Source organism: Flavobacterium sp., assembly GCF_035456085.1.
GTDB lineage: Bacteria > Bacteroidota > Bacteroidia > Flavobacteriales > Flavobacteriaceae > Flavobacterium.
Window position 1 is genome coordinate 1 of sequence record NZ_DATIDY010000168.1, and the last position, 14859, is coordinate 14859.

Consider the following 14859-nt stretch of genomic DNA (forward strand, 5'->3'; position numbering starts at 1 on the left):
GTGCTTTGGGATTGTAAACCAAATTTGGATATTGCAGCTACTGCTTGGATTCTTGCTGGTGGAGCTCACCATACTGTCTACAGTCAAGCGGTGACTACGGAATTTATGGAAGATTTCGCCGACATCGCTGGAATTGAATTATTGGTAATTGATCAAAATACAACTATCCGTAATTTTAAAGATACGATTAATGCAAATGAAGCATATTTTCATTTGTTTCAAACCAAATTGTAAATAGTTATTTGACAGACCTAACAGGTTTCTAAAACCTAGTTAGGTCTTTGAGTTTTTATACATCCTGCAAGGTCTTTTTTGACCTTGTGGGTATTTGTTTTTAAGGCGTTCTGTCTAAATAAGGATTTTTTTTAGAAATTTAATAAATATAGGCTATGCACGATTTTGAAAATTAAAAACATTGACTAGCATTAAAAACACTATTAACGCTTAACCAAAAAAAATAAATATATGAATATTGTAAAACGTTGTCTTTATGGAATGTCCATTTTAAGTTTAGTAAGTATGAATATACAGTGCAAAGGAGAGAAAAAAGAAGAAGCTTCTGCTCAGGAAGCTGCGGCAACAGACTCTGTGTCGATCGCCAAAAAAGAATATGGTAAAACCGAAAAAGGGGTGCAAATTGACCAATACACCTTGAAAAACCACAACGGTATGGAAGTAAATATTATCACTTATGGTGGTATTATTACTTCACTTAAAGTACCGAACAAAGCTGGAAAATCGGAAGAAGTGGTTATTGGTTTTAATTCATTGGCACAATACGAAAAAGCTAATCCGTATTTTGGTGCCTTGATTGGAAGATACGGTAACCGTATTGCAAAAGGTAAATTTACTTTGGACGGTAAAGAATATACTCTAGCCATTAACAATGCGCCAAATGCTTTACACGGCGGACCAGAAGGTTTTCATAGAGTAGTTTGGACTGCTGAAGAAGCTAAAGGTGGAGATGTTGCTACATTAAAATTGAAATATGTCGCTAAAGACATGGAAGAAGGATATCCTGGAAACCTGACTGTTTTTGTTACTTATACTTTGAACAAAGACAATGCGCTAGACGTCCTTTATGAAGCTACTACTGATAAGAAAACCGTTGTAAACTTAACACAACATTCGTATTTCAATTTATCATCTGATTTCTCAAAACCTATTTTAGACCACGAAATCACTATTGATGCTGATAAATTGGTTCCTGTAGATGCAACTCTTATTCCAACAGGTCAATTGACTGATGTAACGAATACTCCTTTTGATTTTAGAAAACCAAAAGCGGTAGGAAAAGAGATCAATGCTAACGACGAACAATTGAAAAGAGGAATGGGTTACGACCATTGCTGGGTGTTGAATAATCAAGGTAAAGGGGACCGTTTTGCTGCTTCGGCTTACGATCCAACAAGCGGAAGATTATTAGAAGTGTATACCGATCAGCCGGGAATTCAGTTTTATTCTGGTAACTTCTTAGACGGAACTTTACCAATGAGAAATGGCGGAACATACGCTCATAGAACTGGCCTTTGTTTAGAAACACAACATTATCCAGATTCTCCAAATCAAAAAGATTTCCCTACGACTGTTTTAAATCCGGGAGAAAATTATAAAACAAAAACTACTTTTAAATTTTCTGTAAAGTAGTTTAAATACACTAGTTATTATATAAAATTTGGTTATTAGTTAGGATATCTAGTTAAAAAGCTAACGCAAAGTTAGTTTTGAATTCCTCGGGAGTTATTTACTTCCGAGGTTTTTTTTAAGTATAATTTCCAAATCAAACAACTGAAATTATTGGCAGACATCATTTTCAGCTATCGACTCTCATAACAGCAAATTTCTTAAAATGCAGAAAACCCTTTCTTTTTAAAAAATAATTTCAAAAAAATTAAATTGATTCTTCAATTACTGTTAAAATCATTAAATAATTCCTAAATTAGTGTCTGTCAAGCATTTATATAATTTGCTTAATAAATATAAGTCAGAATTAAGCAGTTTGTAAAATATTCCCAATTAAAAAAATAAATATGAAAGAAATATTACTATGGTCAGTTGTATTATTTATAATAACGAGTTGTTCTTCTCAACAGAGTTATGGAAATGCGGGAAAATGTATTATATGTAATAAACCAACACTCTATAGCAGCATTGGTTATTGTCAAAAACATTTTACATTAGAAAAAGAGCAAATCTTAAGAGGCATTACATCAGTAAATCCAAAGCGATAAATTGAAAAAATAATTTTTTTTCGATTACGTAAGATTACTAAGTAAGGTAAATAATTGCCAAATCTTTTTTATCAAAAGATTTGCAAAATTTTTATGTGCTTATACAAAATAACTGCTCGTCATTAAACAACAAGTTTTCGAAAATTCCAAAACAATTTATAATTAAAATACTGATTTTCAATATTTAATTAACTTGAAATACTATTAAAACAATACCTCTCTTCAAAATTACTTTTATAAAAGAAACTAAATGAAAACAATTAACACTCGGACAAAATTAGTATTGGGATTGCAACACGTATTAGCGATGTTTGGAGCGACGGTATTGGTACCTTTTTTAACGGGACTCAACCCATCGATTGCACTCCTTACTGCCGGAATTGGAACACTTTTATTTCATTTATGTACCAAGCGAATCGTTCCGGTGTTTTTGGGATCATCATTTGCATTTATTGGAGCGTTAACATTGGTACTGAAAGAAGATGGAATTGCCCATGTAAAAGGTGGTGTTATCGCAGCGGGTTTTGTTTACATGATTATGGCTGCAATGGTAAAGACTTTTGGGGTAGAAAAAATAAAATCGTATTTTCCTCCAGTAGTTGTCGGTCCAATTATAATGGTAATCGGATTGCGGTTAAGCCCAGTTGCGTTATCGATGGCAGGCTATAAAAACGGCACTTTCGACCCGAACAGTCTAATAGTCGCAGCAGTAGTAATTGTGTCGATGATCAGTGTGTCAATTTTAGAAAAATCATTTTTCCGTTTAGTTCCTATTTTGATTTCGGTTTTTTTGGGGTATATCACCGCTGTTATGCTGGGAATGGTAGACTTCTCAGGTTTTGAAAATGCCAGTTGGATTGGTTTTTCAGATGCTGCCTTAAAAGATTTATTGACGATTCCGGTTTTTTCTACAAGTTCCATCATCGCCATTGCGCCTATTGCTTTAGTGGTTTTTATTGAACATATTGGAGATATTTCGACTAATGGCGCTGTTGTTGGAAAAGATTTCTTCGAAAATCCAGGAATTCCAAGAACCTTATTAGGTGATGGCGTGGCAACTGTAGTCGCAGGAATATTAGGAGGCCCTGCCAATACGACTTACGGCGAAAACACAGGAGTACTGGCTGTTACCAAAGTTTACGATCCTTCGATCCTAAGAATTGCAGCTGTTTATGCGATACTACTGGGGATTATCGGCAAATTCGGAATGGTTTTACAAAGTATTCCGACACCAGTTATGGGAGGAATTTCGATTATATTGTTTGGAATGATAGCTTCGGTAGGAGTTAGAACCGTTGTAAATGCAGATATTGATTTTTCACACTCCCGAAACCTGATTATTGCCTCACTGATTTTTGTATTGGGAATTGCGATTGACAATGTAATTATCTCTGGCTCTTTTTCCCTTTCAGGGCTTACTATTGCGGCTATTATTGGAGTAGTTCTGAATAGAATTTTACCCTCAGATAAATTAGATCCGGATGATGAAACGGGGGAATAGATGAAAAATTAAATAACAAAAATCAACAATAGTTATAAGGCATTTTGATAACCTAATATGAAACATATGAAAACATATCTGGTTTTAGTAGTGATTGTATTGTTTAATGCTTACACTCTTTTTGGGCAAAAAAATAATGGTGGATCAGAGGCAATCAAATCAAAAATATACAATTTAAATCTTGAGGTAGAAAATCAATTCATAAACGAAGATTTTAATTCCCTCATAAAACATTACGATACTGAACTCACTTATTTCCCAGAGTTTAAGCCTGCAATATTTTCTATCGGCGTCCTTAAAAAGTTTTACAAAGATTGGTTCGGACAAGTCAGGATAGAGTCTTACAAAAAGAACATCTTTAAGGTTGAAAATTTCAATGAGTTTATTTTGGAAGTGGGAACTTTCGATTTAAAATATTCCAGTTCCACTGCTCCAAAAATCCAAAGCCGTTACCAAGGAAAATATATGATTATCTGGAGGAGTACAAAAAGTGGCAAACTGAAAATTCTTTCGGAGGCATTTGGCGCCGACAAATTCATCGAACCTGAAGATATGCCCTATTCGAATGTAAGCGTAAAAGAATCAGACATTTCAGCAGAGAATAAAACTATTGATCCTGCATTATCATCAGAAATAGAGATTCAAAATTCTGATGTTATAAAAGCCGTGGTTGAAGGAAATGGCTATAAAAGATCGGAAGGCTTTACGGATGATGGTATATACATGCCGCATTTTGAATCCATCCTCTCCGGAATAGACATCATTAAGCCCTACATGCTGAAAACATATAACCCAGGGGCCAAACTGTATGTTAAGCATCATTTCTACAGAATATTTGACTTTGGAGATTTAATATTAATTAACGGGCATTTCGATGGGGGTTGGGGAGATAAGACAAACGGCGGCGTATTTACGGGAAATATGTTAAACCTCCTTAAAAGAGAAAAGGGTAAATTATTAATGTATTGTCAACTGGTAAATAACGATAAAAAACCTAAAGCAAATAATTAGAAAAACGGCTTATAACCGCCTGCAATCGCCAGTGCTACTTTGGGGTAAATCAAGTGCTTTTTCCTATCTTCGTTTCAGGCAGCAGAGAGTACTCTCTCTGGCTTTAAAAAAGAAGAAATTTTTCAAATTCACCATCCTTTTGATATACTTATTCATTCTGTATTGACCCAATTAATCTAAATGAACTTATCCAAATTTATATAAATGATGGTTTTATTAGAAATTCTATTAACTAAACTTGATGATGATTATAAACATGACTACTTCAATACTTTTTTTACTCCAAATATTCGAACGACAAAAAGTCAGCAATTAATTACATCAAATACTCAAAAAAAGGATGTTGCAAAAGAATTATTAAAGAGTACTTACGTTCCGGAAATACAATAAAAGTATGTTTGTTTAAGTGTTTTTGTCGGGCAAATAGCGGACAACTTGCATAAAAAAAAGCCTGTAATACTTGCAAAACAAGTGATTACAGACTTTTTAAGTACCCGGAGCCGGAGTCGAACCGGCACGGTTTCCCACAGGTGTTTGAGACCAGCGCGTCTACCAATTCCGCCATCCGGGCTTAGCAGACATGAAATAACGACAGTTATTTCACGCAATAAAAGAGATAATATGGTGAACAATTATCTTTTTCTTTAACACGGTGCAAATGTAAAAAATAATTTTAAACATTCAACAAAAAATACTTTATTTTTTCCTTTCAGACTGGAATTAATTTTATAAATTTGCACCTCGTTAAAAAACGATACACACAACTAACTACACCCGAGGCTTTTGTACATATTTAGACTTTAGACAAAATTTCTAAGCTGAATTGTGTAGAGCGCAGCGGAATAAAAAGAACAAATTAAATGTCACACCTAGAACCAGAAGCTAAAATTTTTGCTTGTTCAAAAAGTGAATATCTTGCAGAGAAAATCGCAAAAGAATACGGCATCCCGTTAGGAAAAGTAACAATGTCTGTTTATAGTGATGGAGAATTTCAGCCATCTTATGAAGAATCAATCAGAGGGTTACGCGTATTTATAGTATGCTCTACGTTTCCCACTGCAGATAATTTAATGGAATTATTATTAATGATTGATGCAGCAAAAAGAGCATCAGCAAGACATATTACTGCTGTAATACCTTACTTCGGTTGGGCAAGACAAGACAGAAAAGACAAACCAAGAGTACCGATTGGAGCCAAATTAGTTGCCAATTTATTGAATGCAGCCGGAGCAACACGCATCATGACGATGGATTTGCACGCAGATCAAATACAAGGATTCTTTGAGAAACCAGTAGATCATCTTTTTGCATCAACTATCTTTTTACCATACGTAGAAAGTCTTGGGTTAGAAAATTTAATGATTGCTTCGCCAGATATGGGAGGATCGAAAAGAGCTTATGCTTATTCTAAATTCTTAAATTCTGAAGTAGTAATCTGTTACAAACAAAGAAAAGCAGCCAATGTTATCGAAACAATGGAGCTTATCGGTGAAGTTAAAGGCAAAAATGTAATCTTAGTAGATGACATGATTGACACAGGAGGAACCTTAGCGAAAGCTGCCGACTTAATGATCGAAAAAGGTGCCATAAGCGTTAGAGCTATTTGTACGCACGCCATTTTATCTGGTAATGCTTACGAAAAAATAGAAAATTCAAAATTGTTGGAATTAATCGTAACCGATTCTATTCCGTTAAAAAAACAATCAAACAAAATAAGAGTAGTGAGTTGTGCACCTCTTTTTGCAGAAGTAATGCACATGGTGCACCACAACAATTCTATTAGCGGGAAGTTTTTAATGTAGATTTTCTTAGTCCCAAAGTGATTAGTCCGTAGTGGTTAGTCAGCAACTAAGGACTAAAAAATTAACGCTAAGGACTAAAAAAGAGTTTAATTAATAACTATATAAATTTTTACAATGAAATCGATTACAATTAAAGGATCAGAAAGAGAAAGCGTGGGCAAATCAGCTACAAAAGCCTTACGTAATGCTGGATTGGTTCCTTGCGTATTATACGGAGGAAGTCAAGCAGTTCATTTTTCAGCGGAAGTTATAGCTTTCAAGAACTTGGTTTACACTCCAAACGCGCACACAGTTGTGATTGAACTTGGAAATGGTAAATCTTACAACGCTGTTTTGCAAGATATTCAGGTTCACCCGGTATCTGACAAAATTTTACACATTGACTTCTTTCAAATCCATGATGACAAAGAAATCACTATTGAAGTTCCAGTAAAAATCGTTGGTAACTCTAAAGGAGTTATGGCAGGTGGAGATTTGCGTTTGAACAACCGTAAATTAAAAGTTAAAGCTTTACCAGCTAACCTTCCAGATTTTGTTGAGGCAGACATCACTCCTCTTGACATGGGTAACAAATTATATGTTACTAAAGTGCCAACTCCAAACTTCAAAATCATGCACCCAGACAATACAGTAATTTGTCAAGTGAAGATCTCTCGTGCGGCTATGAAAGCAGCTCAAGAAGCAGCAAAAGCAGCAAAAGCTCCTGCAAAAAAGAAAAAATAATACTTTTTCAAACTATATCAAAAGCATCAGTTTCAAAACTGGTGCTTTTTTTTTGATATGAAGCGAAAGATTAGGCATTTTTAGGAAGTATGGATTCCCGCTGTCCTTCCAAATTTTTTATTTTTTGAAGAAAAAAAAATAAAAAGATTTTCCCTCCCATCGGGGCTAAAGAGAAACATTAGGCATTTTTGGAAATATTCTTTAAACCAATTCAAAAATTTAAAATTTAAAATTTAGAATAATTTATTCATTCCTCTTTATTCTATTCTCTTTGTTCTTTTTTCTTCATTCTTTCCTCTTTATTCTTTTTACCCTATTTTTGCACCATGATAAAATGGATACAAAACCTGTTTTCATCACCAAAAACAGAAGAGAATATTGATACTATGAAGAAATTTTTAATCGTTGGCCTTGGTAACATTGGCTCCGAATACGTAAATACCCGACACAATATAGGTTTCAAAGTCTTGGATTTTTTAGCCAAAAAAGAAGGACTCAATTTCGAAACCGTAAAATTGGGCGCTTTAGCCGAATACAAATTCAAAGGCAGAACATTTTTATTGCTAAAGCCAAATACCTATATGAATCTAAGCGGTAAAGCCGTAAAATACTGGATTGACAAAGAAAATATTCCGCTAGAAAATATTTTAGTAATCACAGACGATTTAAATCTTTCGTTTGGGACCATTCGTATCCGCAAAAAAGGCAGCGACGGAGGTCACAACGGACTCAAAAACATCAATCTTGTTCTAAACACACAAGAATATACCCGCTTCCGTTTTGGGATCAGCGATGAGTTCAAAAAAGGACAACAAGTTGATTATGTATTAGGAGAATGGGACGATAACGAAAAAGCCAAACTTCCCGAAAGACTAGAAGTCGCTTCTGAAATTATAAAATCATTTGCAACTGCAGGAATTGAAAACACAATGACCACTTTTAACGGCAAATAAAAAATAGCTGGTTCATCATTCGCACAAACTAAATAGAGTTACACAAAAGATAAACTTGTGTAACTCTATTTTTATTTTGTGATGTTTTTGAAATATAACTTATTTTACAATAATCTTAGACACACCTTTTTGACCTCCATCTTCAACAGTAACGATATATGTTCCCTGCGTCACATTAGAAAGCTGAATAATCTCATTGATATTTCCAGTGTTTTTAAACTTCTTATCATAGACTTTTTTGCCCAGCATATCATTCACAAAAACGTGAATATCTTCTTTATCATGGCTGGTAAATAAAATTGTAAAATTCCCTTTATTGGGATTTGGGTACAACATAAAATCCTTAATCTCATATTCAGGAATTGCCATTGTGACATAGGCCCCAGAACAGATCTCGATTGATGCCGCAGTAATTGTCCCAGTATCTCCAACTCCTGTATCTCTAAATCGCAATTTCCAGGTTCCTTGCGGATTTTCGCCATTAAAAGCAGCTAATAAGTCAACTGGGGCAACTGTTTGGCTAATTGTTGAACCACAAGTTAATGAACCACCCAAATCATCGTATTTTAAAATTAAACTACCATTTACCCCATCACAGGATCTATCAAATAACTTAACAGTCGTTCCTTTCGGACTCACCAATTCTATCTGAACATCCGAAATATAGGTATGAGTAAAACTAATATTGAAATTGACATCTGTAATCTCCGAATCGGTTGCCGGCACAACAATTGTTTTTTCAGCAGTTAATGATTCCGGAATTGGATAAGGAGCTGCAAAATCATAAGAGGCACAACTTGTCTCTACTTTATAACCTAACGCAAAAGGAGCACTGTTTAAAGCAAAAAAAACATTATCTGTAGGCTCTATCAAAATTCTGCAATTTTTAGCAGCAATGGCTGGTGCAGAAACAACTTCGGAACCGTCATTTGGCGTATTAGTTGCTAAAAATATTGGAAAAGTCAAACCTCCATCAATAGACATTTTTATATTCACATTATTGGCTCCGGACAAAGAATTAGTTCCATTTACACTCCAGGTAATCGTTTGTGAGGAACTCAAAATCCAACTCAAATCCTGAACATCTTGTGACGTTACAGCGAATGGCCCTTTAGTACCATCAACAGTGATAACTGTAGCGTCCGAATTGGTTTGCGCCAAGCCTGAAACCGCATTATCTCTAACTGAGAAAACAAAATTTAGTTTTCTTCCTATTGTAGAAACGGATTCCCAAGTTGTATTTAATTTTCCACCTAAAACCCTACTAAATGCCGGAAAGTAACGACTTGTTTCGCTACTAGGCAAAAAAGACCTAAAATTTGGACCATTGGCTTTAGTTCCGTAAGCATAACTCCTATCACCAATTTCCCTACTTGTAGCCGAATCGTTTTGTTCCCAACTATACGTCATAGTATCGCCATTAGGATCAGTAGCAGTACCCTTTAAAACAAAAGGAGTTCCTTGTGGAATTGTATAATCTGGACCTGCATTTGCTGTTGGGGTTTGGTTAGTCATCGGCGTACTAACTGGACAGCTTTTGCCTGCCAGATTATCCTGAATTTGCTTTATACTGATGTAAGCAAAATAATCATCAGACTGCTTTTGAACATCATAATCCGTGATGCCTGCATATCCCATGATCGTAGAACCACTACCGGGCTCAACACTCGTTCCTGTACCTTCGTTTTCATAAGAGAAAGTATGATTAGCTCCCAACTGATGTCCCATTTCATGAGCTACATAATCAATATCAAAAACATCACTAGTTGGCCTTCCATTAGCTGGAGACGAAAAACCGCTCCCTTTACCATATGGTTCAGCTGCAGTTGGATTATCACACACACATCCAATACAACCAGCATCGCCACCGCCACCAGTAGCTCCAAACAAATGCCCTATATCATAATTATCATTCCCAATTAAAGTTGTCAAAGTTGATTGTAATTCGCGATGCCAAGTTGCTTCATGGGTATCATCGCCTACTCCAACATCAGCATTTGAGTATGGATCGGTTGTCGGATTAGTAAAAATTATGCTGGCTTCATTTGCAATTAATAACAATTTCACAGCAAGATCTTTATTATAAACCCCATTAACTCTTGTCATTGTTGCATTTATAGCAGCCAAAGCATTATCAGTAGTACCACCAAAAAATTTGGTATATTCCCCAGTACAGGACAAAGCCAGACGCATTGTTTTAAAAACTCCATTGTTTGATTTTAACTGACTTGCTTTTTGTGTCAAACCTTTGTTTAATGTTTTATCGACCGTTCTGCAGGTTACCGGTAACTCTCCTTTTGCCCTCATTCTGGAATTAGAAACTACATAAATCGATTTGTCATTAGGCAAAGGATCAATAAATTCTGAAACTGAATTTCCTCTCAAAACCATTGTTTGAATACCTGTTGGAGATATACTAAAATTTATAGATGCACCAGGATCAGTAATTCCTGTTCCTGAATAAGCACGGATGTTGGGAAATTGTTCTTGTAATTCTGGTACAAAATTGGAAGATTCTACCACGAGAAATTCTTCCATTTTTCCGTTACTGTTTGGGATAATAACAGAAATCTTTTGGGGATCCTGAGTGTTTGTATGCAGCGTTTCAAGAGATTGCTTAAAGTGGGCTATGTCTAAGGTATATAATTTTTGAGAGTCTGTATTAACGCCTTTCTGAGTAGCATTTTTTTGAGAATTATTCACTTCTTTCCAGAGAGATTTACTTTGTGAATATCCGGTATAACTAATAATAAGAACCCCAATACAGAAAAAAAATCTATTCATATTTAGCTACTGTGTTAATGCAACGCACAATTGAAACTGCTGATTGCCTATTTGTAAATTTGTAAACAAAATTAACCTTTATCATTGAATACACAATTGATTTAAACAATTTCGGAAATCAGAAATAATTTAAAAAACCCTTCATCTTTAATTTATTAAAAATAGAAACTTCTTCACGTAGTTTTGAAATAGATAGTATAAATTTGCAAAAAATTTAAAAACAGGTGCTTTGAAAATTTTTCATTCAATAAATGATTTCCATGTTGCTGTTGGAAACACCATAAAAAAAACGATTCTTACTCTAGGAACCTTTGACGGGGTTCATTTTGGACACAGAAAAATATTAGAAAAAGTTACTCAAAATACTGAAAAAGACAAGTACGAAAGTCTGGTGCTCACTTTTTTTCCACATCCGCGAATGGTGTTACAAGAAGATTCAGATATTAAATTGCTGAATACTATTGATGAAAAAATTGCGCTATTGGAGCAAATTGGGATTCAAAATTTAGTAATTCATCCCTTTGACGAAAACTTTTCAAAACTAACTGCTGAAGAGTTTGTAAAGAATATATTGGTCGACAAATTCCATATTCATAAAATAATTATCGGTCACGATCATCGTTTTGGCCGAAATAGAACTGCAAACATTGATGATTTAAAAGCTTTTGGAAAACAATATGAGTTTGAAGTTGAAGAAATTTCGGCTCAGGAAATCAAAGAAGTATCTGTAAGTTCGACCAAAATAAGACATGCGCTGATGGAAGGTGATATGGCTTTGGCCAATGAATACTTGGGTTATGATTATTCATTGACAGGCACTGTAACCAAAGGCAAACAATTAGGCAGAACAATTGGATTTCCGACGGCGAATATTAAATTAGCTGAAAGCTTTAAGTTGATTCCAAAAAATGGCGTTTATATTGTTAAGAGTATCATCGATTCAAAAACGGTTTTTGGAATGATGAATATTGGTTTCAACCCGACTGTTGACGGTAAGGTTCAAACTATTGAAGTCAATTATTTTGATTTTAATAAAGATTTATACGATCAAAAAATTACAGTATTTATATTGAAAAGAATCCGTGATGAGGAAAAATTTGCTTCGGTTGATCATCTAAAGACGCAATTGGAAAAGGATAAAAATACGGCTTTGGCTTATTTTCAAAAATAACTCTCGATTTTTTACAAAAAAAGCTGTATGCTCATTAAAATATGCGCATACAGCTTTTTTTTGAATTATTAAGGTTTAATTATTTCTCGCAAAGACGCGAAGGCGCAAAGACGAGTGTTTTAACTTATGAGCCTAAAGTGTAAATTATCGCTGTTTCTGCGTGAGGGATAGAAGCAAATTACCGAAGTAATGCGGATAGCCCGACCCCTTTGGGTGAAGGGGCTTTGTAAGCGTTCCTGTTGGTAAGCCCCTTCACCCAAAGGGGTCGGGCCCAAATTATTTTAGCGCAAAACTTCATATTAGCAGAATTGCATTTTAACCCTTCAATAAATAGATAAAACATTGTTTTTTAACACTTTGAGGTTTTATACCGATGTTTTTTGTAATTTTATGTAACCTATTTGATTAGCTTAAGATATTGTATTCTAACTTTAAAAAATCGAATGACATGAAAGTAAAAAAAGAAATTAAAAATGGGTTTTACATTTTTATATGCATAGGAGTTTTTTTCCTACTGATGGAATTCTTAGGTTTATCTAATCTTTTTTATTTAAGATTAATCAATACTGTATTTGTTGTTTATGCTGTAAATGATACTCTGAAATACAGAATTGCACATGGTAAGAAAAACTTTGTTTCAAACGCTGTGGCCGCATTAACTACTTCGGGGATAGGAGTATTTTTATCAGTTCTTGGTTTACTGATTTATAGCTATCTAAGAGGTGGTGATGAGTACATAAATAATTTATCCAAAACTTTCCTATTTGGCGGAAATCCTTCTATTAATATGTATTGTCTAACGTTATTCTTTGAAGGAATGGCCGCGTCTCTTATAGTCACTATGTTATTAATGCTTTATTACAACAATAAATTTGCAGCCGATTAGTTTGTTTATAAACAAGGAGCTGGAAGTTCATTTTAGGTTGTGTTCGTTGCTTGTTTGTTACAATTTGATTACTTTTGAGCCATCAAAATAAAGGATCTATGAGTATCACAAAACATAATTGGACTAAGGAAGAAATTATTGCTATCTATAATAAACCTATGATGGATTTGCTTTTTGAAGCAGCGACTATTCATAGAGAACATCATGACCCTAATGTAGTTCAGGTATCTACTTTGGTTTCTATAAAAACTGGTGGTTGCTCGGAGGATTGTGGGTATTGTCCACAAGCTGCCCGATACGACACTGGTGTTGAAGGAAACGATTTAATGTCAGTAAATCAAGTAAAAGCTCAGGCGCTTAGAGCAAAATCAGGCGGTTCATCTCGCGTATGTATGGGAGCTGCGTGGAGAAATGTAAAAGACGGCGAGGAATTCGACCAAGTTTTGGAAATGGTACGTACCATCAACAAAATGGACATGGAGGTTTGTTGTACTTTGGGTATGATTACCGAAAATCAGGCGCAACGTTTGGCAGAAGCTGGTCTTTATGCTTACAATCACAACTTAGATACATCTGAAGATTATTATAAAGAAGTTATTTCTACCAGAGGATTTGAAGATCGTTTGCAAACGATAGAAAATGTTCGTAAAACAAGTGTTACTGTTTGTAGCGGAGGAATTATAGGAATGGGAGAAAGTATTGAAGACAGAGCTGGAATGCTTGTCGCTCTTTCCACTTTGAATCCGCAACCTGAATCGGTGCCAATTAATGCTTTGGTAGCTGTTGAGGGTACTCCGATGCAAGACGAAAAACCTGTTGAAATTTGGGAAATGATTAGAATGGTAGCTACTACCAGAATCGTAATGCCGCATACTCAAGTTCGTTTGTCTGCCGGAAGAACAAACATGAGTCGCGAGGGACAAGCAATGTGTTTCTTTGCTGGTGCAAATTCTATTTTTGCTGGAGATAAATTATTAACGACTCCAAATCCCGACGTAAATGAAGACATGAAAATGTTTGAATTATTAGGTTTAAAACCTCAAAAACCATTTAAAAAAGCGCCTCAGCGCCCATCTGTTGAAGCTGCTGATTCGCAATTTGAATCTTTGGGAGAAAAACCAAAATGGACTCGTCCTGGTCATACTATTGAGAAAAATTTAGAAGCATCTATAAAAGGGAAATAATTTTTCCTTCTAACAAAAAAAAGCCCATTTTTAATTAAAATGGGCTTTTTTTTGTTCCTACTGTGAGTTAAAATTAGACTAGATCAAATAGTAAACATACTCTGATTGCTGGAAGATAAAATGATTAAATGATAACCCGTTGGGTGAAATTATTTTTTAACCACATAGAGACATAGAATTTATAGGTTTTAAAAAGAGTTTGATAGTCGTTTCACTTATCACATAGCCAATCTATGTGAAAATAGACCTATTTCTATTCTTTCTTTAACGATTTGCTATTAAATCTATGTCTCTATGTGGTTCATTTTTTATTTAAACATAATTTCACCCAACGGGTTAAATGATAATTTCATTTTTTTTTAATTAAACTATCTTTTAATCATAGATTACAGCACTAGACAGGAGTTTAATCATGGAAAATAATCTCTTCACTGATCCATTTTCCGCTTTCCAATTGTGTCATTACAATCATAAATTGATCGCCGGATTTTAAATGGTCAATGATGAATTCATTTTTACCCACTTTGTCCTTCTCATAAATCAAGCTTCCTTTCAAATCATATATTTTTACTGAAGCTATTGTTTCATCAAAAGAATTCACTTTGATTTGACG

13 protein-coding genes, 1 tRNA gene and 1 pseudogene are annotated in these 14859 nt (G+C 34.6%); 12 read left to right on the forward strand and 3 right to left on the reverse strand.

Annotation, left to right across the window (positions count from 1 at the left end):
- The 6 genes and pseudogenes from VLC96_RS12790 to VLC96_RS12815 form a co-directional block, all read left to right on the forward strand.
- A pseudogene (locus tag VLC96_RS12790) lies at window positions 1-234 on the forward strand (L-arabinose isomerase); the annotation flags it as partial.
- A gap of 231 nt (window positions 235-465) precedes the next feature.
- The gene (locus VLC96_RS12795) at window positions 466-1647 is read left to right on the forward strand and encodes an aldose epimerase family protein (protein WP_325263480.1); all 1182 of its coding nucleotides are present in this window, start codon (window positions 466-468) and stop codon (window positions 1645-1647) included.
- A gap of 383 nt (window positions 1648-2030) precedes the next feature.
- Window positions 2031-2231 (forward strand): hypothetical protein, encoded by a 201-nt coding sequence (locus VLC96_RS12800; RefSeq protein ID WP_325263482.1) that lies wholly within the window; start codon window positions 2031-2033, stop codon window positions 2229-2231.
- A 250-nt stretch (window positions 2232-2481) separates the two neighbouring features.
- A complete protein-coding gene (locus VLC96_RS12805) occupies window positions 2482-3732 on the forward strand; it encodes a uracil-xanthine permease family protein (RefSeq protein WP_325263484.1) in 1251 nt (416 codons plus the stop codon).
- Window positions 3733-3798: 66 nt separating this feature from the next.
- Window positions 3799-4743: a hypothetical protein gene (locus VLC96_RS12810; RefSeq protein ID WP_325263485.1), complete on the forward strand. Its 945-nt coding sequence runs from the start codon at window positions 3799-3801 to the stop codon at window positions 4741-4743.
- A gap of 204 nt (window positions 4744-4947) precedes the next feature.
- Window positions 4948-5133, forward strand: a complete 186-nt coding sequence (locus VLC96_RS12815; protein WP_325263486.1) for a hypothetical protein — start codon at window positions 4948-4950, stop codon at window positions 5131-5133.
- Window positions 5134-5234: 101 nt separating this feature from the next.
- On the opposite strand, the gene VLC96_RS12820 is transcribed toward VLC96_RS12815, so the two are convergent.
- Window positions 5235-5314 (reverse strand) — tRNA-Leu (locus tag VLC96_RS12820).
- Between the two features lie 289 nt (window positions 5315-5603).
- Between VLC96_RS12820 and VLC96_RS12825 the strand changes: the two genes are divergently transcribed.
- The 3 genes from VLC96_RS12825 to pth all read left to right on the forward strand — a co-directional run bounded on the left by VLC96_RS12825 (window position 5604) and on the right by pth (window position 8221).
- Window positions 5604-6545 (forward strand): ribose-phosphate pyrophosphokinase, encoded by a 942-nt coding sequence (locus VLC96_RS12825; RefSeq protein WP_325263488.1) that lies wholly within the window; start codon window positions 5604-5606, stop codon window positions 6543-6545.
- Between the two features lie 114 nt (window positions 6546-6659).
- The gene (locus tag VLC96_RS12830; RefSeq protein ID WP_325263489.1) at window positions 6660-7268 is read left to right on the forward strand and encodes a 50S ribosomal protein L25/general stress protein Ctc; all 609 of its coding nucleotides are present in this window, start codon (window positions 6660-6662) and stop codon (window positions 7266-7268) included.
- Between the two features lie 326 nt (window positions 7269-7594).
- Window positions 7595-8221 carry an aminoacyl-tRNA hydrolase gene (gene pth / locus VLC96_RS12835; RefSeq protein ID WP_325263491.1) on the forward strand — a complete coding sequence of 209 codons (627 nt, stop codon included), beginning with the start codon at window positions 7595-7597 and terminating at the stop codon, window positions 8219-8221.
- Window positions 8222-8320: 99 nt separating this feature from the next.
- On the opposite strand, the gene VLC96_RS12840 is transcribed toward pth, so the two are convergent.
- Window positions 8321-11005: a zinc-dependent metalloprotease gene (locus VLC96_RS12840; RefSeq protein ID WP_325263493.1), complete on the reverse strand. Its 2685-nt coding sequence runs from the start codon at window positions 11003-11005 to the stop codon at window positions 8321-8323.
- A 229-nt stretch (window positions 11006-11234) separates the two neighbouring features.
- Between VLC96_RS12840 and VLC96_RS12845 the strand changes: the two genes are divergently transcribed.
- From VLC96_RS12845 to bioB, 3 genes are all read left to right on the forward strand, one after another.
- Entirely contained in the window at window positions 11235-12176 is a 942-nt protein-coding gene (locus VLC96_RS12845; RefSeq protein WP_325263495.1) for a bifunctional riboflavin kinase/FAD synthetase, read from the forward strand.
- Between the two features lie 448 nt (window positions 12177-12624).
- Window positions 12625-13062, forward strand: coding sequence for a hypothetical protein (locus VLC96_RS12850; RefSeq protein ID WP_325263496.1), 438 nt, complete (start codon window positions 12625-12627; stop codon window positions 13060-13062).
- Window positions 13063-13160: 98 nt separating this feature from the next.
- Window positions 13161-14246 (forward strand): biotin synthase BioB, encoded by a 1086-nt coding sequence (gene bioB, locus VLC96_RS12855; protein WP_325263498.1) that lies wholly within the window; start codon window positions 13161-13163, stop codon window positions 14244-14246.
- Between the two features lie 406 nt (window positions 14247-14652).
- Here the strand turns inward: bioB and VLC96_RS12860 are convergent.
- The coding region (locus tag VLC96_RS12860; protein ID WP_325263500.1) for a DUF8694 domain-containing protein at window positions 14653-14859 on the reverse strand (207 nt) is incomplete at its 5' end.

Excerpts from the sequence above, each read along its gene's own strand:
- VLC96_RS12795 (WP_325263480.1), top strand. The coding sequence starts at position 466 with ATGAATATTGTAAAACGTTGTCTTTATGGAATGTCCATTTTAAGTTTA.
- VLC96_RS12800 (WP_325263482.1), top strand. The coding sequence starts at position 2,031 with ATGAAAGAAATATTACTATGGTCAGTTGTATTATTTATAATAACGAGT.
- VLC96_RS12805 (WP_325263484.1), top strand. The coding sequence starts at position 2,482 with ATGAAAACAATTAACACTCGGACAAAATTAGTATTGGGATTGCAACAC.
- VLC96_RS12810 (WP_325263485.1), top strand. The coding sequence starts at position 3,799 with ATGAAAACATATCTGGTTTTAGTAGTGATTGTATTGTTTAATGCTTAC.
- VLC96_RS12815 (WP_325263486.1), top strand. The coding sequence starts at position 4,948 with ATGATGGTTTTATTAGAAATTCTATTAACTAAACTTGATGATGATTAT.
- VLC96_RS12825 (WP_325263488.1), top strand. The coding sequence starts at position 5,604 with ATGTCACACCTAGAACCAGAAGCTAAAATTTTTGCTTGTTCAAAAAGT.
- VLC96_RS12830 (WP_325263489.1), top strand. The coding sequence starts at position 6,660 with ATGAAATCGATTACAATTAAAGGATCAGAAAGAGAAAGCGTGGGCAAA.
- pth (WP_325263491.1), top strand. The coding sequence starts at position 7,595 with ATGATAAAATGGATACAAAACCTGTTTTCATCACCAAAAACAGAAGAG.
- VLC96_RS12840 (WP_325263493.1), bottom strand. The coding sequence starts at position 11,005 with ATGAATAGATTTTTTTTCTGTATTGGGGTTCTTATTATTAGTTATACC.
- VLC96_RS12850 (WP_325263496.1), top strand. The coding sequence starts at position 12,625 with ATGAAAGTAAAAAAAGAAATTAAAAATGGGTTTTACATTTTTATATGC.
- bioB (WP_325263498.1), top strand. The coding sequence starts at position 13,161 with ATGAGTATCACAAAACATAATTGGACTAAGGAAGAAATTATTGCTATC.